Source organism: Rhodoferax sp. (assembly GCF_018780565.1).
GTDB lineage: Bacteria > Pseudomonadota > Gammaproteobacteria > Burkholderiales > Burkholderiaceae_C > Rhodoferax.
Genome location: NZ_JADMJN010000002.1, coordinates 250,740 through 271,744, shown reverse-complemented (window position 1 = coordinate 271,744; position 21,005 = coordinate 250,740). Strand labels below are relative to the sequence as shown.

Annotated in this window: 18 protein-coding genes; 2 read left to right on the top strand and 16 right to left on the bottom strand. The window is 60.8% G+C overall.

Translation table 11 applies throughout. The features are described from left to right. Positions 1-102 precede the first annotated feature (102 nt). Entirely contained in the window at positions 103-1,299 is a 1,197-nt protein-coding gene (locus IV109_RS01655) for an ABC transporter substrate-binding protein (protein WP_296691289.1), read from the top strand. A gap of 43 nt (positions 1,300-1,342) precedes the next feature. On the opposite strand, the gene IV109_RS01650 is transcribed toward IV109_RS01655, so the two are convergent. From IV109_RS01650 to creD, 6 genes are all read right to left on the bottom strand, one after another. Then, the gene (locus tag IV109_RS01650) at positions 1,343-1,831 is read right to left on the bottom strand and encodes a thioesterase family protein (RefSeq protein ID WP_296691286.1); all 489 of its coding nucleotides are present in this window, start codon (positions 1,829-1,831) and stop codon (positions 1,343-1,345) included. Between the two features lie 11 nt (positions 1,832-1,842). Beyond that, positions 1,843-3,018, bottom strand: coding sequence for an acyl-CoA dehydrogenase family protein (locus tag IV109_RS01645; protein ID WP_296691282.1), 1,176 nt, complete (start codon positions 3,016-3,018; stop codon positions 1,843-1,845). A 17-nt stretch (positions 3,019-3,035) separates the two neighbouring features. Beyond that, a complete protein-coding gene (locus IV109_RS01640) occupies positions 3,036-4,196 on the bottom strand; it encodes an acyl-CoA dehydrogenase family protein (protein ID WP_296691279.1) in 1,161 nt (386 codons plus the stop codon). Continuing rightward, positions 4,193-5,095 (bottom strand): SDR family oxidoreductase, encoded by a 903-nt coding sequence (locus IV109_RS01635; protein ID WP_296691276.1) that lies wholly within the window; start codon positions 5,093-5,095, stop codon positions 4,193-4,195. Before IV109_RS01635 ends, IV109_RS01640 begins: the two co-directional genes overlap by 4 nt. Further along, positions 5,095-5,781 (bottom strand): TetR/AcrR family transcriptional regulator, encoded by a 687-nt coding sequence (locus IV109_RS01630; protein WP_296691274.1) that lies wholly within the window; start codon positions 5,779-5,781, stop codon positions 5,095-5,097. The genes IV109_RS01635 and IV109_RS01630 overlap by 1 nt, the downstream gene beginning before the upstream one ends. Before the next feature lie 68 nt (positions 5,782-5,849). Then, positions 5,850-7,286 (bottom strand): cell envelope integrity protein CreD, encoded by a 1,437-nt coding sequence (gene creD / locus IV109_RS01625; protein ID WP_296691272.1) that lies wholly within the window; start codon positions 7,284-7,286, stop codon positions 5,850-5,852. A 134-nt stretch (positions 7,287-7,420) separates the two neighbouring features. Here creD and IV109_RS01620 point away from each other — a divergent pair, with 134 nt between their 5' ends. Next, the gene (locus tag IV109_RS01620; protein WP_296691271.1) at positions 7,421-9,751 is read left to right on the top strand and encodes a penicillin-binding protein 1A; all 2,331 of its coding nucleotides are present in this window, start codon (positions 7,421-7,423) and stop codon (positions 9,749-9,751) included. A gap of 57 nt (positions 9,752-9,808) precedes the next feature. Here IV109_RS01620 and creC read toward each other — a convergent pair whose 3' ends face one another. The 10 genes from creC to IV109_RS01570 form a co-directional block, all read right to left on the bottom strand. Further along, on the bottom strand, positions 9,809-11,206 hold the full coding sequence (gene creC, locus IV109_RS01615; RefSeq protein WP_296691269.1) for a two-component system sensor histidine kinase CreC: 1,398 nt from the start codon (positions 11,204-11,206) through the stop codon (positions 9,809-9,811). 1 nt (position 11,207) lies between these two features. Next, positions 11,208-11,936: a winged helix-turn-helix domain-containing protein gene (locus IV109_RS01610; protein ID WP_296691268.1), complete on the bottom strand. Its 729-nt coding sequence runs from the start codon at positions 11,934-11,936 to the stop codon at positions 11,208-11,210. A gap of 75 nt (positions 11,937-12,011) precedes the next feature. After that, positions 12,012-12,776 (bottom strand): enoyl-CoA hydratase, encoded by a 765-nt coding sequence (locus IV109_RS01605; RefSeq protein WP_296691266.1) that lies wholly within the window; start codon positions 12,774-12,776, stop codon positions 12,012-12,014. A gap of 14 nt (positions 12,777-12,790) precedes the next feature. Further along, positions 12,791-13,384: a 2-hydroxychromene-2-carboxylate isomerase gene (locus IV109_RS01600; RefSeq protein ID WP_296691263.1), complete on the bottom strand. Its 594-nt coding sequence runs from the start codon at positions 13,382-13,384 to the stop codon at positions 12,791-12,793. A 32-nt stretch (positions 13,385-13,416) separates the two neighbouring features. Beyond that, positions 13,417-14,268: a thioesterase family protein gene (locus IV109_RS01595; protein WP_296691260.1), complete on the bottom strand. Its 852-nt coding sequence runs from the start codon at positions 14,266-14,268 to the stop codon at positions 13,417-13,419. Between the two features lie 87 nt (positions 14,269-14,355). Next, positions 14,356-15,552: an acetyl-CoA C-acyltransferase gene (locus IV109_RS01590; protein WP_296691258.1), complete on the bottom strand. Its 1,197-nt coding sequence runs from the start codon at positions 15,550-15,552 to the stop codon at positions 14,356-14,358. A 23-nt stretch (positions 15,553-15,575) separates the two neighbouring features. Then, on the bottom strand, positions 15,576-17,975 hold the full coding sequence (locus tag IV109_RS01585) for a 3-hydroxyacyl-CoA dehydrogenase/enoyl-CoA hydratase family protein (protein WP_296691257.1): 2,400 nt from the start codon (positions 17,973-17,975) through the stop codon (positions 15,576-15,578). A gap of 20 nt (positions 17,976-17,995) precedes the next feature. Continuing rightward, complete coding sequence (locus tag IV109_RS01580) at positions 17,996-18,430, bottom strand: DUF2147 domain-containing protein (protein WP_296691255.1); 435 nt, start codon at positions 18,428-18,430, stop codon at positions 17,996-17,998. Between the two features lie 54 nt (positions 18,431-18,484). Next, positions 18,485-20,281, bottom strand: coding sequence for an acyl-CoA dehydrogenase C-terminal domain-containing protein (locus IV109_RS01575; RefSeq protein WP_296691253.1), 1,797 nt, complete (start codon positions 20,279-20,281; stop codon positions 18,485-18,487). A gap of 5 nt (positions 20,282-20,286) precedes the next feature. After that, positions 20,287-21,000: a TetR/AcrR family transcriptional regulator gene (locus tag IV109_RS01570; protein ID WP_296691251.1), complete on the bottom strand. Its 714-nt coding sequence runs from the start codon at positions 20,998-21,000 to the stop codon at positions 20,287-20,289. Between the last annotated feature and the right edge of the window lie 5 nt (positions 21,001-21,005).

The following is a 21,005-nucleotide window of genomic DNA, read 5'->3' as shown; positions in this document are numbered from 1 at the left end:
AGTTTCCCTTGGGGGTTTACGACAGCTTGACAGGATTCCTGTGAGGTCAAAAATGCGTGCTCACCCCACGCATTTTTTTCAACCCCTGAATGGAGACCCGTCATGAAATTCAAAGCAACTGCGGTACTCGCCGCATTGGCGTTTTCGGCCACGCTGGTGCATTCGCAAAAGGAAGCCCCGACTCAAGGTGTCAGCAAGACTGAAATCACACTGGGCTCGATTCAGGACCTGTCGGGTCCGATTGCCGGTTTTGGAAAGCAGGCCCGACTGGGCATGATGCTGGCCGTCGATGAAATCAATGAACAGGGGGGCATCAACGGCCGCAAGGTCAAGCTGATTGTCGAAGACTCCGCTTACGACCCTAAACGCGCCGTGCTGGCCGCCCAAAAACTGGTGAATCAGGACAAGATATTCATGATGGTCGGCCACATCGGCACGGCCCAGAACATGGCGGCCATGCCGGTGCAGTTTGAAAAGAACGTGATCAACTTCTTCCCGATCACTGCCGCACGCGAGATGTACGAGCCGTTTCACAAATTGAAATACTCCTTTGCGGCCACCTACTATGACCAGATGCGCAATGCGGTACCCAAACTGGTGAAGGATAAAGGGGCTAAAAAAGTCTGCACGATGTACCAGGATGACGATTTCGGACTGGAGGTACAGCGAGGCGGGGAGGCTGGACTGAAAACACTCGGCATGGAGTTCGCCGAAAAAACCTCGTACAAGCGCGGGGCAACCGATTTTTCCTCCCAGGTATCCAAAATGCAGGCCTCTGGTTGCGACATGATCGTGCTGGGCACCATCATTCGTGAAACCATTGGCGCCATCGCCACCGCGCGCAAGTTGGGCTACAACCCGACCTTCCTGGCATCCAGTGCCGGCTATACCGACCTGATTCACAAGCTCGGCGGCAAAGCCATGGACGGTCTGTATGCCACCATGACCGTGCAGCACCCGTATACCGATGAGCAGTCACAACCGATTCGCTTCTGGGCCAACAAGTACAAAACCAAGTTCAATGAAGACCCCACCGTGTTCTCGGTTTACGGCTACATCATCATCGACTCGTTTGCCAAGGCCGCCACCAAAGCGGGCAAAAATCTGACGACGGATAGCTTCATCAAGGTCATGGACACCATGGTCATTCCGCCCGACATGTTTGGCGGAGCGCCGGCCACTTACTCACCCACCAAGCGCTTGGGAAGTGACGCATCGCGCCTGTCACAGATTCAGGACGGCAAGTGGAAGACCGTGTCCGACTACGTCGGTGGCAGTGCGATACCCGTCAAAAAATAATCCTGCAGCCCTGACCCACAGGCCACCACACGGTGGCCTTTTTTTATGACACGATGTAGGCACCCGCGCCCGTGGACAACAGCTTGCCGTCAGCCCCGAGAAACTCCATGCGGGTCGAGGCCACGCGGGAGCCCAGTCGCATGACTTCGGCGCGCAGCTCGAAATACTCCCCAATGCCGGGGCGCAGGTAGTCGATACGCAAATCAATAGTGCCGAGCTTGCCAAAACGATGCAGACGCTGCACCGGTGTTTCATCCATATGCCGCGCGCCAATCGCAGCCATCACGGCCAGGCCGCCCATGGCATCCAGGCCAGCGCTGATGACGCCGCCATGAATACGGTTGTAGCTGAAGTGTCCGATCAGGTCACGCTTCATGTCGATGCGCGCCGTGACCTGCCTGGGTTTGAGGGATGTGATCTTCAAACCCAGTATCTGATTGAAAACAATCATCTCCTCAAAGACTTTTTTCAATCCGACGACGAATTCCTCTTCGAACTCAATCTCCGCGTCAACTTCCAGGTGTTTGCTCATGGCCCCGATTGTCACAGACCGAGCTGACGCGAAGCCAACTCTTTCATGATCTCCTCGGCGCCGCCACCAATCATCATCACCTTGACCTCACGGTAGATGCGCTCGCAGGCAGTGCCGCGCATGAAGCCCATGCCACCCAGAATCTGCACACCCTGGTCCGCGCAAAACTGCATGGTCTGGGTCGCGTGATTTTTCAGCAGGCACACCTGGGACACCCACTCGGCGCCCTTGGCAGACTTATCACCACGGTCGCCCGCATCGGCACGGGCCGACACCGCATTGAGCCAGGCCCGCGTGGACTCAATGCGCATCTTCATGTCCATCAGCTTGTGACGAATCACCTGGTGATCCACGAGTGCCGTGCCAAAGGTCTTGCGCTGACGTGCCCAGGACAAAGCCTCGTCATAGCAACACTCGGAGAAACCCAGAGCCATGGCCGCCATGGACAGACGCTCGCCGTTGAAGTTGGTCAAAATGATCTTGAAGCCGGCCCCCTCTTCGCCCACCAGATTGCTGGCCGGCACGCGCACGCCGTCAAAGCGAAGGTGCGCAGTGTCCGAACACAACCAGCCCATTTTTTTCAGCGGACTGCGCGACAAGCCCACGGCGTCACCCGGCACCATCAGCATGGAGATACCCATGGGGCCTTTGTTCTTCAGATCGGTACGCACCGCCACCGTGAGCCAATCGGCGCGCATACCGGAGGTGATGAACACCTTCTCGCCATCCACCACATACTCATTGCCCTCCAGGCGGGCCGTGGTTTTGAGTGCCGACACGTCGGTGCCGCCACCGGGTTCGGTAATGGCCAAGGCCGAAATCTTTTTGCCTTGCAGCACATCAGGAATGACCCGGCGCTGCAACTCCGCGCTGCCATGGCGCACCACCGGCGGCAGGCCGATGTTGTGACTGAACAGACTGGCCATCAAGCCCCCGCTGCCGCCATGGCGCGCCAGGGCGATGGTCATGGCGTTGCGCAGGGTCCAGGGGCTGGGTGTACCACCGAATTCTTCCGGGTAGCCCATCTCCAGCCAACCCATTTCAGCAGCCCGCTTGTAGAGTGCACGCGGAAACTCGCCCGCCTCTTCCCAATCACCCAGATGCGAGGCCACCTCGGTCTGGATAAAACGACGGGCCGCATCTTCAATTTGGGTGATGTCTTCTGCATCGATATCTGTCACTGACATGCTTATTCCTGAAATAGTTAACTGCGAGTCGGGCGCTTGGTCACGCCCATGCTTTTGGCAATGATGCCCATCATCACTTCGTCCGCACCGCCACCAATGGAGCCCAGGCGGCCATCGCGGTACAGGCGGGACACCTTGTTTTCCCAGGTGAAGCCCATGCCGCCCCAGAATTGCAGACAGCCATCGGGAATGATGCGGTTCAGGCGCCCGGCCTTGAGCTTGGCCATGGAGGCCAGCTCCACGACGTCCTGGCCCTGGATGTAGAGCTCGCAGGCCCGGTAAGTCAACGCGCGCAGACTCTCCAGCTCGGTCTTCATCTCCGCCAGCTTGAACTGCACCCATTGCTGGTCCGCCAGGGTGGCCCCGAACAGCTTGCGCTCCTGCGCCCACTCCACCGTCCACTGAATGCAATTGGTGAGGCTCTGAAGGCAACTCGATGCGGCCCACAAACGTTCCTCCTGAAACTGCATCATCTGGTACATGAAGCCCTGCCCCTCTTCACCAATGCGGTAGCGCTGTGGCACACGCACTTCGTCAAAGTAAATGAGGCCGGTGTCGCTGGCGTTCATGCCAATCTTCTTGAGCTTCTTGGCTTTCTCGATACCGGGTGTGTCCATGGGCACCATCACCAGACTCTTGTTTTTGTGCTGGGGTCCATCACTGGTGTTGACCAGCATGCACATCCAGTCGGCCTGCAGGCTGTTGGTGATCCACATCTTCTGGCCGGTGATCACGTAGTCATCGCCATCCTTGCGCGCATGGCTTTTGATGGACGCCACATCGCTACCGGCACCCGGCTCACTCACCCCAATGCAACCCACCATGTCACCGGCGATGGCCGGCGCCAGGAACTGGCGCTTGAGCTCATCACTGCCAAAGCGGGCCAAGGCCGGCGTGCACATATCGGTCTGCACACCAATGGCCATGGGGATGCCCCCGCAGTCGATATGCCCCAGGGTTTCGGCCATGGCCACGGCATAGGAGTAGTCCAACCCGGAACCCCCATAGGCCTCCGGCTTGGTCAAACCCAGCAGGCCCAGGTTCCCCATTTTTTTGAAAACCTCATGCGCCGGGAATATCTCGGCTGCCTCCCACTCATCCACATGGGGGTTGATTTCAGCGTCGATGAAACGCTTGAGTGTCTTCTGTATTTCCAGGTGTTCGTGTGTGTAGTTCATGGCTGTTTGGGCTCTTCGGTGGAAAAAACCTTGGGCGTTGTGGCTCGGTGAAAGCCGTTGAACGGCTTGATGGAATCGCGTTCCTGCGCCTTCGCATCGGCCACCCGCATCGGCCAGCCCATGCGCACCTGGGGGCGGGCGCCATCAATACGCAGTGTGCTGCCGCTGATGAAGGCCGCAGCCGGGCTCAGCAAAAAGACGATACCGGCAGAGGTTTCCGCCTCGGTGCCAAAGCGCCCCAGGGGAATGGTCTTGGCCATCTCACGCAACATGGGCCGCATCGCCTCGGGGTAGTGGTCCATGCCACTGGACGCGATGTAACCCGGCGCCACCGCGTTCACGCGCACGCCTTTGCTCGCCCACTCGATGGCGGCGGTTTCGGTGAAACTAACCATTCCTGCACGTGCGGCACCACTGTGCCCCATACCGGGCATGGAACCCCACATGTCGGCCACGATGTTCACAATGCTGCCGCCGTTCTTGTTCATGGACTGCAGGAAGCACTCGCGTGCCATCAGGAAGCCGCCGGTAAGGTTGGTGTTGATCACCGCCTCCCAGCCCTTGGCCGTGATGGCTTCCAGTGGCGTCATGTACTGGCCGCCGGCATTGTTCACCAAGCCATCAATGCGGCCGTGTGCGGCAACGATGGCGGCCACCGTCTGCTTCACCACGTCTTCCTGACGGATGTCACAGACAAAGAAACTGGCGACGCCCCCGTCCTGCACGATTTCATCCATCACCGTTTGCAGCTTCTCGGGCTTGCGCCCCACCAGCACGGTGTGCGCGCCCAGTGCCGCGAGTTCATGCGCGACACAGCGGCCAATGCCGGAGCCGCCACCGGTGACCAGCATCACCTTGCCAGCGAACAAACCCTTTGCGTAAACAGATCCGTAGCTCATCAACACTCCTTTAAAAACAAAGCCATGGCCGCATCGGTCAGGTCATCCAGCGACGCGTCCTTCTTCCGATCGAACCATTGCACTGACCAATTCAGCGCCCCCAAAATCAGCAAGCGCGAGAATTTGACCGGCGCGCGCAAATGCCCGCTCGCATGAAGGGCCTCCAGCACCGGCGTCCAGGCGGCTTCGTACTCCGTCTGCAGCTTGGCCAGTGAAGTCAGCTGCCAGGCACTCAGCGAGCGGTGCTCATACAACATCACGGGTACAAAATCGTTGCCGGGCCCCAGCAGCGTGTCAAAGTGCGAGCGAATCAGGCGGCGCATCTGCATCAGCGGCGCACCTGGCTTGCCCGTTGCTGCGTCATCACCCTGCAAAGCCTTGGTTTGCCGCGCAATGGCGGTGTGCATGCCCTCTTCCATCACCGCATAAAGCAAGGCATCCTTGCTTTTGAAATGGTAGAACGGCGAGCCACTGTGCATACCGACGGCCGCCGCAATGTCGCGCGTGCTGGTGGCGTCAAAGCCTTGCTGGCGAAACAACCGGGCAGCGGCTGTCAAGAGTTCATGGCGGCGATTGCCGTCATCGCGCTCCCCCTGCGTCTTGCGCGGCCGCCCGCGCGGGCGCTTGGCTGCAGGCTCAGGCGGCGACTTGGAATTTGAATTGCGGGGCGTGGCTAAAGCGGTCATTGCGGCGAAGCATAACCACAATATTTATTTTTAGCAAGCGCTTGCTTTGTGAAATTATGTGCACTCCACTACATTGGCGTTTCTGTTTCGGGCTTACCAAGAGCTGAAGAGCCACCCGACGGTTGCAGCCGCGCATACCAGTCCACCCGGCGTGTGAGCATCATGACCGATGCCAGCACCAGGAACAATGCGACGGCGCCTACAACAAGCGCCTTTTGTTCCAGGCGCAGCAGGACATAGAGCAAGCCATACAAGGTGGCAATGCCCGCGCCAAAAGGCATTCCGCGCTTCCAGCTGTGCAATATGTGGCTCGCGTAGTAGGTGAGCAGCGACACACAGGCACTGGCAGCAATGGCATATGCCATCGAAAAGGAATATTGCTCCGACAGACTCACCAGCAACAAGAAGAAGCAGGCGATAGCCGCCCCCACCAGAAAGTACTGCACCGGGTGCACCCGCAGGGACCGCATCAACTCAAACAGTCCGACCGCCACAAAGGTCAGCACGATGAAGAGCAAACCATATTTGGTGGCGCGGTTGGACAGCGCGTAGGTATTGGCAGGATCCATGAATGTCACGCCAAGTGTTTCAATACAGCCGGTTTGAGACGCCCCTACGGGCTCTTCGCCCGCGTTCACCCCGCCCAAAACGCAGAGGCGGTGCAATGCGCGCAACTCTTGTTGCGCCGTACTGGCCAGAGCAGATACACGCCAAGTCGCATCAAAGCCGCTGTCGGAAATGTGGCGCTCAAGCGGCAGAAACTGACCGCCAAAGCTGGGATGCGGCCAGTTGGAGCGCAACTGAATGGTATTCGCGGTGCCCACAGGCACCAGCGCCAATTGCTCGGTACCCACCAACTCCAGTTGCAACTCCGCCGTGAGCGGGGCGGCCAGGTCCACTCCGGATGGCAACGCGGTATGAATGCCGCGTGGATGGCTGCCCAAAAACGTACCCGCCCGCACCGCTTGCGCCACACCGTTGAGCTTGAGGTCTATTTGCCGTATGCCGCGTGCGTCGGACACCGCCAGCATCAGCAGGACCGGGCCGCACTGCAAGCGTGAGCCTGGGTGTTCACGCTCTGCTTTGAGGCTGCTCAAATCATTCCACTGGGCGGTCAAAGTGGATTTGAAGTTGAACACCTGCGTCGTGTGCAGCCCCCGCGCACGTGGCTCCAACTGACTGCTACCCAACACAGTCAGCGTTGCAGGCGGCGCCATGAGTGTGAAGGCGCGTGTACGCACGCCCTCTGCCTTGCCCCCTTTGCGCTCTTCGTCTGTTTTGCCAACAGGTGTTTCAACAACGGCCCACTCTTCCGTGCACGCCATGTGTACCAAAGGCCCTACCAGCGTCTGACTGCCGGCCAGGCTCTGCGCCACGCTGTTGATAGCCACTTGTCGCTGTGACTGGCGTTGCATGACCAGATCAGTGATTTGACCCAAGCCCAGCAGCAGCAACACCACGACCACTGCGATGCCGATTAATTTTCCCCGTGCCTCATTTTTCATCGTCAACTCCTTGGATAAATGCTGTTCATCCGACAAGTGTCCAATCGCGCGGTGAAGTCAGTGTGGGCTGCATGAAGTCAGCGTGAAGTGTCTCTTTTGCAGATAATCGCGGCACTTCATCTACCGCCCCACGCATGACATCCACCGCTTCCAAGTCGTTTCTTTCCAAAACCATGCAGGTGTGCCGCGGCCCCTGGCCCAGGCGTGCACTCAAGGCCCTGGCAGCGCTGCTGGCGTTGAGTGCCGTGGTGCTGATGCTAGCCACCGCAGTGATCTACCCGCAGCTGCCCGACCTGGACTCACTCACCCACTACCAGCCCAAGCAGCCCCTGCGCGTATTCACCGCCGATGGTGTGCAGATTGGCAGCTTTGGCACCGAGCGGCGCGTGTACCAGCGCATCGACCAGATTCCCCAGCTCATGAAAGACAGCCTGCTGGCGGTGGAAGATTCGCGCTTCTACGAGCACGCAGGCATAGACCCCATCGGCGTGGCTCGCGCCGTGGTCTCGGTACTCTCGGGCGGACTGGTGCGCCGCGTAAGTGGCGGCTCCACCATCACGCAGCAAGTGGCCCGCACTTTTTTGCTGACGAACGAACGCACGGTATCGCGCAAGTTCAAGGAAGCGTTGTTGTCGCTGCGGATCGAGTCCGCGCTGAGCAAGGACCAGGTGCTGGAGTTGTACATGAACCAGATCTACCTGGGCTCGCGCGCCTACGGCTTTGAGGCGGCGGCGCAAACCTACTTCGGAAAGACACTTGCCACACTCAGCCCGGCCGAATGCGCCATGCTGGCGGGCTTGCCGCAAAACCCGCGCAACGTCAACCCGATCCGCAACCCTGAGCGCGCCCATGCACGCCAACGTGTTGCTCTGGCGCGCATGCACACACAAGGTGTGATCAACGACACGCAATACGCCGCTGCCAAAGCCGAAAAACTGGTACTACGAAAATCTGCCAGCGCGGAGATACACGCCGAATACGTGGCCGAAGCCGCACGTCAGCAAGTATTTTCACAGTTTGGCGAAAAGGCCTATACCCAGGGCTTTGACGTCACCACCACCCTTGTGGCCGCCGAGCAGCAGGCCGCCTACCAGGCTCTGCGCCGTACCCTCATCGAGCACGCGCAGCGTCAGCCTTGGCACGGCCCGCAAGACCATGAAAACCTGCCCGCCGATCTGCAAGACGACGACCCCGCCGTGGCCCAAGCCCTTTCCGACCTGGAAGACGACGAAGACCTGCGCGTGGCCATCGTCACCAGCGCGAGCCAAAGCGCCGTGACCGTGGTGCTGGCCTCGGGTGAAATCATCAAGCTGGACAAGACCGGGCTGCGTCTGGCGCAAGCAGCCTTGGCGCCCAAGGCCCCCAAGGCATTGGCCCTGAGGCGCGGCTCCATTGTGCGCGTCATGCAACAGGGCAAAGCCTGGCACATCGCCCAATGGCCGCAAGCCCAGGGTGCCATGGTGGCACTGGACCCCGCCACGGGTGCAGTGCGCGCACTGGTGGGCGGCTTTGACTTTGCCCACAACCAGTTCAACCACGTCACGCAGGGCTGGCGCCAACCCGGCTCCAGCTACAAGCCATTTATCTATGCCGGCGCGCTGGACCACGGCGTGATGCCCGAGACCCTGGTCAACGACATGCCCCTCGCCAACGTGGGCGACTGGAACCCCGGCAACTCCGACGGCAGCACCGACGGCCCCATCACCGTGCGCGAGGCGTTGACCCACTCCAAGAACCTGGTCACCATCCGCCTGGTGCAGCTACTGGGTGCACCCGCCATGCGCGAATGGACCGCACGCTTCGGCTTCGATGCACAGCGCCAACCCGACAACCTCACGCTCGCCCTGGGCACCGGCGCCACCACCCCGCTGCAACTGGCCAGCGCTTACGGCGTGCTGGCCAACGGCGGCTACTTGCTCCCCAGTACGATGATCAAGCGCATTGCGAACAGCAAGGGGGAAGTGATTTTTGAAGCACCAGCACAGGTGCTGAATGAGAGCCTGCGCGTCACCAGCGAGCGCAACACTTTTATCACCAACAGCCTGCTGCAAGAGGTCACCCGCGCTGGCACTGCGGCGCGCGCCCAGACCACACTGAAGCGCCCCGACCTGTATGGCAAAACCGGTACCACCAACGAGGTGGTGGATGCCTGGTTCGCAGGCTTCCAACCCGGCTTGGTGGCCGTGGTGTGGCTGGGCCATGACGACCCGCGCAGCCTTGGCAGCCACGCCTCGGGCGCATCGCTGGCCCTGCCCGCGTGGATCGAGTTCATGGCCACGGCGCTGAAGGATGTGCCGGTGAGAGAGTTGAGCCCACCCGAAGGCGTGCTCAAGATCGACGGCAACTGGCGTTACGCCGAATGGGCGCTGGGCGGCGGCATCGCCAGCCTGGGGCTGGACAACCAGGTGATCGGGCCGGGGTTGATTCCGAAAGTGCCGGTGGTTGAGGTGCCGGCGACGCAGTAATTGCCCGTTCGCCTGAGTCCTGCGGTTAGAACGACGGCTCCGAGCCTGACCGGCCCCTCAGAACCCCAACTCTACACAGAACCCATCCCCCGTATTGCGCACCTCCATGCGCCCCCCATGCAGCGCCATGATCTGGCGCACGATGGCCAGGCCCAGGCCTGAGCCTTTGCTCGTGCCATCGGGGCGCACGGTAGAGAAAAAACGCTCGCCCAGCTTAGCCAGCGCGTAGTCGGGCACACCGGGGCCCTGGTCTTGCACGCTGATGACGCCGTTGCGGGCGCGCAGGGTCACCACACTGCCTGCTGGGGCGAAGGCTTGCGCGTTGTCCACCAGGTTGGCCAGTGCCAGGGTGAGCAAGTCGGGGGCGGCTTGCACCACCGAATCGTCCGCATCCACTATCAATTTAATAGCTTCTTGGGTACGTTCCACGGTGGCTAGAGCCGCAAAACGCTCTAAAAATGCAGCCACAGGCACGGCCTGCGTGACCAGGGGGCCTTGTTGGTGTTCCAGCTTGCTGAGCTCCAGCATATGCTCCACCAGGTGCTGCAGGCGCCCGGTTTGGTCGAGCACGGTTTGGGCGAAGGCTTCGCGGTCCGGCGCGGGCAATTCGTCGTGCAGCAGCTCGCCCGCGCCGCGCAGGGCGGCCAGAGGGCTTTTGAGTTCATGGGTGAGGGCGCGCACATAGGCTTCCACATACTCACGCCCCTCCACGCGCTGGCGCATGGCCTCCATGGCGCGGGCTAGTTCACCCAACTCGCCCGGAACCTGGGGCACGGGCACGGTCTTGCCGGACTCCACGGCGTTGGCGTAGCGGCGCAGCTTGCGCACGCTCCACACCACCCACAGGGTAACCGCCACCCCCACTGCGGCAGACAGGACCAACAGCCACAGGCCACTGAGCAGAATTTTGCGCTCCGCCCGGTCGATGAACGCCTGCACGGTGGCCACGGGCTTGGCCACGGTCAACACGCCGATCACGCGCCCGCCGTGGTTCACCGGGGCAGCCACGTACATGACGGAGCTGCGGTCGTCGTGCTGCACCTCGCGGGTGGCGCGGGCACCGTAGGCACCGCGCAGGGTCAGGGCCACGTCGCGCCACTGCGAGTAGTCTTGCCCCTCGGCCACATGGGTGGAATCAAACAGCACCTTGCCAGTGGCGTCCGTCACATACACCCGGTAGTCCAGCGATTGCTTGCCCAGCCCCCAGATCTTGGCGTCTATGCGGCGGTGGGCGTAGTCGTTCACCTGCTGCGTAAAGCGGCCGGTTGCGATGGTGCCTGCGGCCAAGTCGTCGGCCGCGATTTCGGCCAGGATGTTGGCGGTGTCCACCATCATGTCTTCCATCACCTCACGCACGCTGGGCTTGACCTCGGTGACGAAGACACGCAGCACAAAAAAACCGGCCAGCCCGGTGATGAGGAAGAAGCCGAACAGCAGGCGTATGCCCAGGCGCATATCAGCCCCGGCCCTGTGCGGTGGGCAGCGCCATGGCGTAGCCCATGCCCCGGTGGGTGGAGATGAACTCGCGCTGGGGCTGCACCTGCTCCAGCTTGGCGCGCAGGGTTTTGATATGGGTGTCCACCGTGCGCTCGGTGCTGTCGGCGTCAAAGCCCCACACCGCGTCGAGCAAGGCCTCGCGGCTGTAGATGCGCCCGGGCTGGCGCATCAGCTGCACCAGTAGGCCAAATTCGCGCCGCGTGAGCGGCAGCAACTGACCCAGCAGCACCGCGCGCTGGCTGGGCTCGTCCAGCACCAGACCCGGCACCGCATGGGCTGGCGCTGGCGTGCCATGGACCGCACCGTTGCCCCGGCGCAGCAGGCCACGCACGCGTGCCACCAGTTCGCGTGGGCTGAAGGGTTTGGTGACGTAGTCGTCCGCGCCCAGCTCCAGGCCCAGCACACGGTCGATCTCCTCGCCCTGGGCGCTGAGCATCAGAATAGGCAAGGTATTGCGGGTGACATGGGCGCGCACGGCACGGCACACGTCCAGGCCACTGCCATCGGGCAAGCCCACGTCCAGCACCAGGGCATCAAAAGCGGTGATTTCCAGCTGGCGCATGGCATCGCGCACCAGCAGGCTGTGCGTGACACGCAAACCGGCGCGCTCCATGGCATACACCACCGTTTTAGCGATGGCAGGGTCGTCTTCGAGGAGCAGGAGGTGGGGTGTGACAGACGGCATCATTTATTCGGTGTCGATTGTGCGCTGGCGATTGCAGACCCGTAGCAATAAAGGCACGCTGTGCCCCCCCCTCTGCCGTCAGACCTTGGAAAAGTCAGGCTTGCGCTTTTCCATGAACGCGGTGAACGCCTCGCGGGCGGCTGGCTCACGCAGCAGGCGACCAAAGCTGGCGCCTTCTTCGGCCATGCGTTCGGCCACGATGTTGACCTGCCCTTTTTTCATCAGGCGCTTGGTTTCAATCAAGGAGCTCAAAGGCTTCGCGGCCAGTTTTTGGGCCTGGCGCTGCGCCAAGGCGGCCGCTTCGGTGGGCGGCACGATACGGCTGATGAGCCCCATCTCCAATGCGGCCTCGGCCATGAACGGTTCACCCAGCAGCAGCGCTTCGGCTGCACGGGAATAGCCCATGAGCTGTGGCGCCAAATAGCTCGATGCGGCTTCCGGGCACAGACCCAGGTTCACGAAAGGCATGGAGAACGCAGCATTGTCACCGGCGTACACCAGATCGCAATGGAACAGCATGGTGGTACCGATGCCCACTGCCGGGCCGCAAACCGCCGCCAACACGGGCTTGGGAAAGGTGCTGATGCCGCGCAGGAAGCGAAACACCGGCGACTCTTGCGTGGAGGCGGGGCCATTGAGGAAATCTCCAATGTCGTTGCCCGCGCTGAAAATTGTCTCGTGGCCCTGAAACACCACCACGCGCACGGCAGCATCGTTCTGCGCCTGCTCCAGCGCGTCGGCCATGGCCGCGTACATGGCACTGGTGATGGAGTTCTTTTTGTCTACCCGATTGAGGGTGATGGTCATGACACCGTTGGCGATGTCTTTCAAAATGTCAGTCATGGTGCTTCCTCAAGTTAAGCGGTCAGTGCTTCACGCACGAAATCAAGTCGATCCTGGCCCCAGAACATCTGCTCGCCCACAAACATGGTGGGGGCGCCAAAGACGCCGCGCTGCACAGCGGCTTCGGTCACGGTCTTCAATTCATCCTTGACCGCCTGCTCGCTGCTCAAAGCCAGCAGAGCTTGCGGATCAAAGCCTGCCTGGGTGAGTACAGCGCCGACCACGGCGGGGTCGTTCATGTTCTGCGCATCCACCCAGATGGCGCGAAACATGGCGGCGCAGTAGCCTTCAAATCGCGGATCCTTGCGCATGTGCAGGCCCATGGCAGCGCGCATCAGGGTCAGAGTGTTGATGGGGAAATTGGGGTTGAATTTCAGCGGCACACCATAGCGGCCGGCAAAGCGGGCCAGGTCCACAAACAGGTAGCTGCCCTTGAGCGGCACGGTCATGGGCGCACGGTTGCCGGTGGCCTGGAACACACCGCCCAGCAGCATGGGCTTCCAGACGAGCTGCGCGCCGACATCGGCACACATTTTGGGCAACTGCGTCCAGGCCAGGTAGGCAGCGGGGCTGCCAAAATCAAAATAGAAATCCACGGTCTTGCTCATCAGAACTTCTCCTGTTGGGGTTTCAAATATAACTATTCTTTGTAGTAGACAAGCTGGTGGGTGGTGGCAAGCAGCACACCGGCTTCGTTCCACAATTGCGCAGTGTGATCGAAGAAACCATTGCGAAACGCCTGCCCGCGCGCCTGCCCCAGCAGATAGCCATCGCCTGACGCTGCGAGCTGCTCCTTGCCACCATGAAAATACACGGTGAGCGACACGGTGCCTACCGGCACCATCGTGGAGCGGCGCAGCCAGATGCGCGGGAAAAAGATATCGGCCATGGCCATCAGGGATTCAAAGTCGAGCGGGCGGGCCGGATCGTCACGCACCCAAAGTTGCGTCAGGCTGGCGCGCAAGGGATCTTCGCTGGCCGCGCTGCCATCCCACTTGGCGGGAATCGAACCGTGCACCGGCCGCATGTCATAGCGCTGCAACCACTTCACAGCACCCGTGCGCAGTGACGGCCGGGGCACCGCATCGGGGTGCGGCACGTCGGGCATGGGCATGTCCGTGGCACTCCAGGTTTCGCGGCGCACAGCGGTCATGGCGGTGCCGGTCAGCACCACAGTCTCCACACCATGGGCATCGGCCTGGCGCATCTCCAGCACCCAATGCTGGGTGGACCGATTGGTGCGCACGGGTCGGGCCACCGCCTTGAAAGGTCCATCTGCCAGCGCACTGGCATAGTTCACCGTGACCGCAGCAGGATCTCCCAGCCGGGAAGGGTGCGACATGACAGCATGCAGGGCAATGGCCGCCGTCATGCCGCCAAACGGTCCCACCATATTCCACCAGTCCGGGTGCGTGTGCCCCACAAACTGATCCGGCTGGGCATCAAAATCCGGCGTCAAATGAAGCGCCGCGTCAAAAGAATGTGTACTCATTAATTTGGAGTGTCGCAGCACATGGGCCAAGTGGCAGTCATTTGCGTGACGACGAAAAAAAGGCCACTCGAAAGTGGCCCCTTGTGCTTACACACGTTCAAAGATTCCGGCTGCCCCCTGCCCCATGCCGACGCACATGGAGACCATGCTGTACTTCAGGTTGTTGCGGTGCAAGGCGTGGATGGCCGTGGCCGAACGAATGGCACCGGTGGCACCCAGTGGATGACCCAGAGCAATCGCACCACCCATGGGGTTCACCTTGGCGGGGTCCAGACCCAGGCTATTCACCACCGCGAGGGACTGCGCGGCAAAGGCTTCGTTGAGCTCGATCCAGTCAATGTCGTCCTGCTTCAAGCCAGCGTAGCGCAGGGCCGCAGGAATGGCCTCGATCGGACCAATGCCCATGATGTGCGGCGGCACGCCCTTGGAGGCAAAGCTCACAAAGCGCGCCAGCGGTTTCAGACCAAATTGTTTAACCGCTTTTTCGCTCGCCAAAATCAGCGCGCCCGCGCCATCCGAAGTTTGCGAACTGTTGCCGGCAGTGACGGAGCCGCGCGCAGCGAATACCGCCTTGAGCTTGGCCAGGCCTTCCACAGTGGTGTCCAGGCGGGCACCTTCGTCCAGGCTGACCAGGCGACGCTTCTCGATCACTTCCCCGGTTTGCAGATTGGGCGTACGGTCAACCACTTCCACTGGCGTGATCTCATCGGCAAAATGGCCGGCTTCCATGGCGGCGAGAGCGCGGCGGTGGGATTCCACCGCGAAGGCATCTTGTGCATCGCGGCTGACCTTCCACTGGTTGGCCACTTTCTCAGCGGTCAGACCCATGCCATAGGCAATGCCGATGTTCTCGTCGCGCTCAAACATGGTGGGCGACAAGGATGGGGAGTTACCCATCATGGGCACCATGCTCATGCTCTCGACGCCGGCTGCGATCATCACGTCGGCTTCGCCGACGCGAATGCGGTCGGCCGCCATTTGCACCGCACTCAAACCCGAGGCGCAAAAGCGGTTGACCGTGATGCCACCCACACTGGTAGGCAGGCCCGCCAGCACCGCGCCGATGCGCGCGATATTCAGGCCTTGCTGGCCCTCGGGAATGGCGCAGCCGCAGATCAGGTCCTCGATGGACTTGGGGTCCAGGCTGGGCACCTGCGCCAGCGCAGCGTGCAGGGCCTTGACGAGCAGATCGTCCGGACGCATGTTGCGGAAAAATCCACGGTGCGACCGCCCGATGGGGGTGCGCGTGGCGGCAACGATATAGGCTTCTTGAATTTGTTTCATGGAGGTCTTTCTCGACTTCAGCTTCAGTTGCGAACCGGCTTGCCGGTGGACATCATGCCCATGATGCGCTCTTGTGTTTTGGGGTGCGTGAGCAAGGCACAGAAGGCCTGGCGCTCCAGGGTCATCAGGTACTCTTCACTCACCAGACTGCCTGCATCCACATCGCCACCGCACACCACGTTGGCAATCAGGCTGGCAATATGGAAATCGTGCGCACTGATAAAGCCGCCGTCCCGCATGTTCACCAAGGAGCCCTTGATGGTGGCCACACCGCTGCGTCCGGCCACTGCAAACTGGCGCTTGTGCGGCGCACGGTAGCCCGAGTTGTACATGGCTTTTGCTTCGTTGATCGCCACATACAGCAGCTCATCCTTATGCGGCACCACCACATCGCTGTCCAGCAGGTAACCCAGCTTGCGCGACTCCAGCGCGCTGGTACCGACCTTGGCCATGGCCGCGGCGGTGAAGCCTTCGGTCAGGAAGGGGACGATATCTTTGCCGGTGGAGGCGGCCGCATTCTCTGCAGCACGGCGGGCGATGTAGGTCAAGCCACCAGCGCCGGGCACCAGGCCCACGCCGACTTCAACCAGGCCAATGTAGCTTTCCATGGCGGCCACGCGTTTGGCCGAGTACACCGCCATTTCGCAGCCACCGCCCAAGGCCAGACCGCGGATCGCGGAGATGGTCGGCACGTTGGCATAGCGCAGCTTGAGCATGACTTTCTGCAACTCGCGCGCCGCGCCATCAATGGCCTTGACGCCGCCCATCATGAAGCCCGGCAGCATGGACTGCAGGTCGGCACCGGCCGAGAACATGTCATCGGGCGACCAGATCACCAGGCCCTTGTAGTCCTTCTCGGCCAGGGTGATGGCGTTGTTCAGCCCCTCAATCACGCCGCCACCGATGGCATGCATCTTGGTCTTGATGCTGGCGATCAGTACTTCATCATCCAGCGTCCACAGGCGCATGGATTCGTCTTCCTGCAGGGTCTTGCCCGCCGTAGTGGCCGAAGGCGCATTCGCACCCCGCACACTTTCCGGGAAATACTGACGCGCATACACGGGCAGACTGCGCGGTGCCACGAAGGTGCCCGAGGTGGGGTTCCACGAACCCTGGGGCGTGTGCACGCCACCGGCATCGGCCACCGGGCCCTTGAACACCCAGTCAGGCAAGGGCGCCTTGCACAAGGCCTTGCCCGCATCAATGTCTTCCTTGACCATATTGGCCACTTCCAGCCAGCCAGCCTCTTGCCACAGCTCGAACGGGCCCTGCTTCATGCCAAAGCCCCAGCGCATGCAGAAGTCCATATCGCGGGCGTTGTCGGCAATGGACGCCAAGTGAACCGCCGCATAGTGGAAACCATTGCGCAAAATCGCCCACAAAAATTGTCCTTGTGCGCCTTCGCTGTTGCGCAGCAGTTTCAGGCGCTCAGCCGCAGGCTTCTTCAGCATGCGGCCATACACTTCGTCGGCCTTTTGCCCGGCAGGCACATACGCTTTGGACGCCAAATCAAAGCGGGACACATCGCGCCCCACCTTCTTGAAAAACCCGGCGCGGGTCTTCTGGCCAAAGTGGCCCATTTCCAGCAGGGTCTTGAGAACGGCCGGTGTGGCAAAGCTCTCATAAAACGGATCGGTCTCGATGCTCAAGGTGTCTTGCAGCGTCTTGATGACATGGGCCATGGTGTCCAGCCCCACCACATCGGCGGTACGGAAGGTGCCGGAACTGGCCCGACCGAGCTTCTTGCCGGTCAGGTCATCGACCACGTCATAGCTCAGGCCGAAGTTCTCCACTTCCTTCATGGTGGCCAGCATGCCGGCGATGCCGACCCGGTTGGCGATGAAGTTGGGAGAGTCTTTGGCGCGCACCACGCCTTTGCCCAGCGTGCTGGTGACAAAGGCTTCCAGCGCATCCAGATTGGCGGATTCGGTGGTGGGCGTGTTGATCAACTCAACCAACGCCATGTAGCGCGGCGGGTTGAAGAAATGGATGCCGCAGAAACGCGGCTTGATCTCTTCAGGCAAAGCCTCGCTGAGCTTGGTGATGGACAGTCCCGAGGTGTTGGACGCCACGATGGCGCGCGGCGCGAGAAATGGCGCGATCTTCTTGTACAGATCAAGCTTCCAGTCCATGCGCTCGGCGATGGCTTCAATCACCAGGTCGCAGCCCTTGAGCAAGTCCATGTGCTCCTCGTAGTTGGCCTGCTGGATCAGCACGGCGTCTTCAGCCACGCCCAGCGGCGAAGGCTTGAGCTTTTTCAACCCCTCCACGGCGCGGGTCACGATACCGTTCTTGGGACCTTCCTTGGCGGGCAGGTCAAACAAAATGACCGGCACCTTGACGTTGACCAGATGGGCGGCAATCTGCGCACCCATCACGCCGGCACCCAGCACGGCGACTTTTTTGACTTGGAAACGGGACATGGTTGTTCCTGATAATTAAATTACTGCGCGCGAACCCAGACTTGGGTTCGGTATAGAAATGCGATGTAGCCCCGTACCTGCAGTTTTTTGCCGTCTTCGATGGGCGTCAGCTTCAAGGTGTATTCCTTGCCGTTCTCAGGGTCAAGGATCTTGCCCCCCTCCCAGACGTCTTTGCCCTCGGCTTTGCGGGCGCCCCGGATGATCTCCATCCCCAACACCAGCTTGTCCTTGCGATCGTCCGTGCACTTCTCGCACACATCGTCCTGCTTGGCATCTTTGCGCAGGAGCTTGGCAACGGTGCCGGAGAGCACGCCTGCGTTGTCGACAATGCGCACCTCCGAGGACACCTCTCCCGTCTTGTCGTCAATCGTTCGCCACACACCGGCGGGCGTCATCTGGGCCAGTGCCGGCAAAGAAATTGCTGCAAAAACAATAGCGAACAACGATTTGTACACGGGGGGCTCCTTGATCAAAATACTAAAAAAACCGTTACAGAGCGGGGCAGACACTCAGGCAAACACAGCGTCCGTATCCATCAACACCTTCGCTCCGGCACGGGCCGTGCGCATCAGGGTCGCAGTTTCCGGGAACAACTTGGCGAAGTAGAAGCGCGCTGTCTGCAGCTTGGCCAGGTAGAACTGGTCGGTATTGCCGGCCGCAATTTCGCGCAAGGCGACTTGCGCCATGCGGGCCCAGAAGTAACCAAACACCAGGTGACCCGCCACACGCAGATAATCCACGGCCGCTGCGCCGACTTCATCCGGATTCTGGAAGCCCTTGAAACCGATCTCGGTGGTGAACTTGGTCATCTGCTCACCCAGGATGGCGATCGGGGTGATGAACTCGGCCATCTTCTCGTTGACGCCTTCTTCTTCCACCAGCTTGCCCACCAGCTTGCCGAATTTGCGCAAGGTGGCGCCGTTGTTACCCAGAATCTTGCGGCCCAGCAAATCCAGCGACTGGATGGTGTTGGTGCCTTCGTAAATCATGTTGATGCGGGCATCGCGCACAAACTGCTCCATGCCCCACTCCTTGATGTAGCCGTGACCGCCAAACACCTGCTGGCAAGCGGAGGTAGCCGTCCACGCGTTGTCGGTCAGGAAGGCCTTCACGATGGGCGTGAGCATGGCCAGCATTTCGCCGGCGTCCTTGCGCACTTTTTCATCCGGATGGTTGTGCTCTTTTTCGAGCAACATGGAGCAGTAGCTGGTCAGTGCGCGGCCACCTTCGGCGTAGGCCCGGGCGGTGAGCAGCATCTTGCGCACGTCGGGGTGCACGATGATGGGGTCGGCCGGCAGGTCCTTGGCCTTGGGGCCGGACAGGGAACGCATCTGGATGCGGTCCTTGGCATACACCACTGCATTCTGGTAGGCCACCTCGGTCAGGCCCAGGGACTGGTTGCCCACCCCCAGACGCGCGGCATTCATCATCACGAACATGCCCTGCATGCCTTTGTTGGGCTGGCCCACCATGGTGCCCACAGCACCTTCGAGCACCATCTGGCAAGTGGCACTGGCCTTGATGCCCATTTTGTGCTCCAGACCGCCACAGTAAATGCCGTTGCGTGCGCCCAGCGAGCCATCCTTGTTGACCAGGAATTTGGGAACAACGAACAGGCTGATGCCCTTGATGCCGGGAGGCGCATCAGGCAGGCGTGCCAGCACCAAATGGATGATGTTGGCGGCCATGTCATGCTCGCCAGCGCTGATGAAGATCTTGTTGCCCGTGATCTTGTAGGTGCCATCCGCTTGAGGCTCGGCCTTGGTGCGCATCAGGCCCAGGTCGGTGCCGCAATGGGGTTCCGTCAGGCACATGGAGCCGGTCCACTCACCGCTGGTCATCTTGTGCAGGTAGGTCTGCTTCTGTTCTTCGGTGCCATGGGTATGCAGGGATGCATAGGCACCGTGGGTCAGGCCAGGGTACATGGTCCAGGACTGGTTGGCGCTGTTGAGCATCTCGTAGAACATCTGGTTCACCACCAGCGGCAGGCCTTGACCACCGAAGGCGGGGTCACAACCCAGTGCGGCCCAGCCGCCTTCAACGTACTTTTCGTAGGCTTCCTTGAAACCCTTAGGCGTGGTCACGGCGTGGGTGGTCTGGTCGATCGTGCAGCCTTCGCTGTCACCGCTGATGTTCAGTGGGAAGGTCACTTCGGCGGCAAACTTGCCACCTTCTTCCAGCACGGCATTGATGGTGTCAACGTCGATGTCGGCATGCTGCGGAATCTGCTTGAAGTCGTCCACGACATTGAGCAGTTCGTGCATCACAAACTGCATATCGCGCAGGGGTGGATTGTAGGTAGGCATGCTGGTTACTCCTTGGAGGATGAGATGGATTTGACGGAAAGGGGGGATGGGGTACGGACGAACTTGCCGTACCGCGCAAGAATGTTTTCGAAGCCTTTGTTGGCATGGCTGATCGAGTTGGGATTCTTCAGGAATCGAGCTTCATAGTGCAGGGCCAGAATGAGGCCATGGATTTCGAAGGCCATTTGATCTTCGTCGGAGTCGTCGCTGAGGTGGCCGCACTCCTTGGCTTGCACAACGGCACGGAACACGGCGGCCAGCCAGCTTTTGACGGAGCTGACCAAGGCATCGCGTACGGGTCCGGGTCGATCGTCGTATTCGACCGCGCCGCTGATGAAGATGCACCCGGACTGAAGTTCGACCGCAACGCGTTTCATCCAGTTGTCAAACAAGGCCTTGACGCGGGGCAGGCCTCGCTCTTCTTCCATCGCCGGGAAAAAGACCTCGTCGGCGAATCGGGCGTAATACTCGCGGACCACCGAGATCTGCAACTCTTCGCGCGATCCAAAATGCGCAAATACGCCGGACTTGCTCATCTGGGTGACCTCGGCCAGAGCCCCAATGCTCAGGCCTTCAAGCCCAATTTGCGATGCCAAGCCCAAGGCGGCATCAACAATCGCCTGCTTGGTCTGTTGGCCTTTCTGGGAGGCACGAGCGCCTCGCGGCCCCTGGCGAGCGCCCGGGCCGGAGGATTTAACTGGCAATTCTGAGATAGACATGGTGT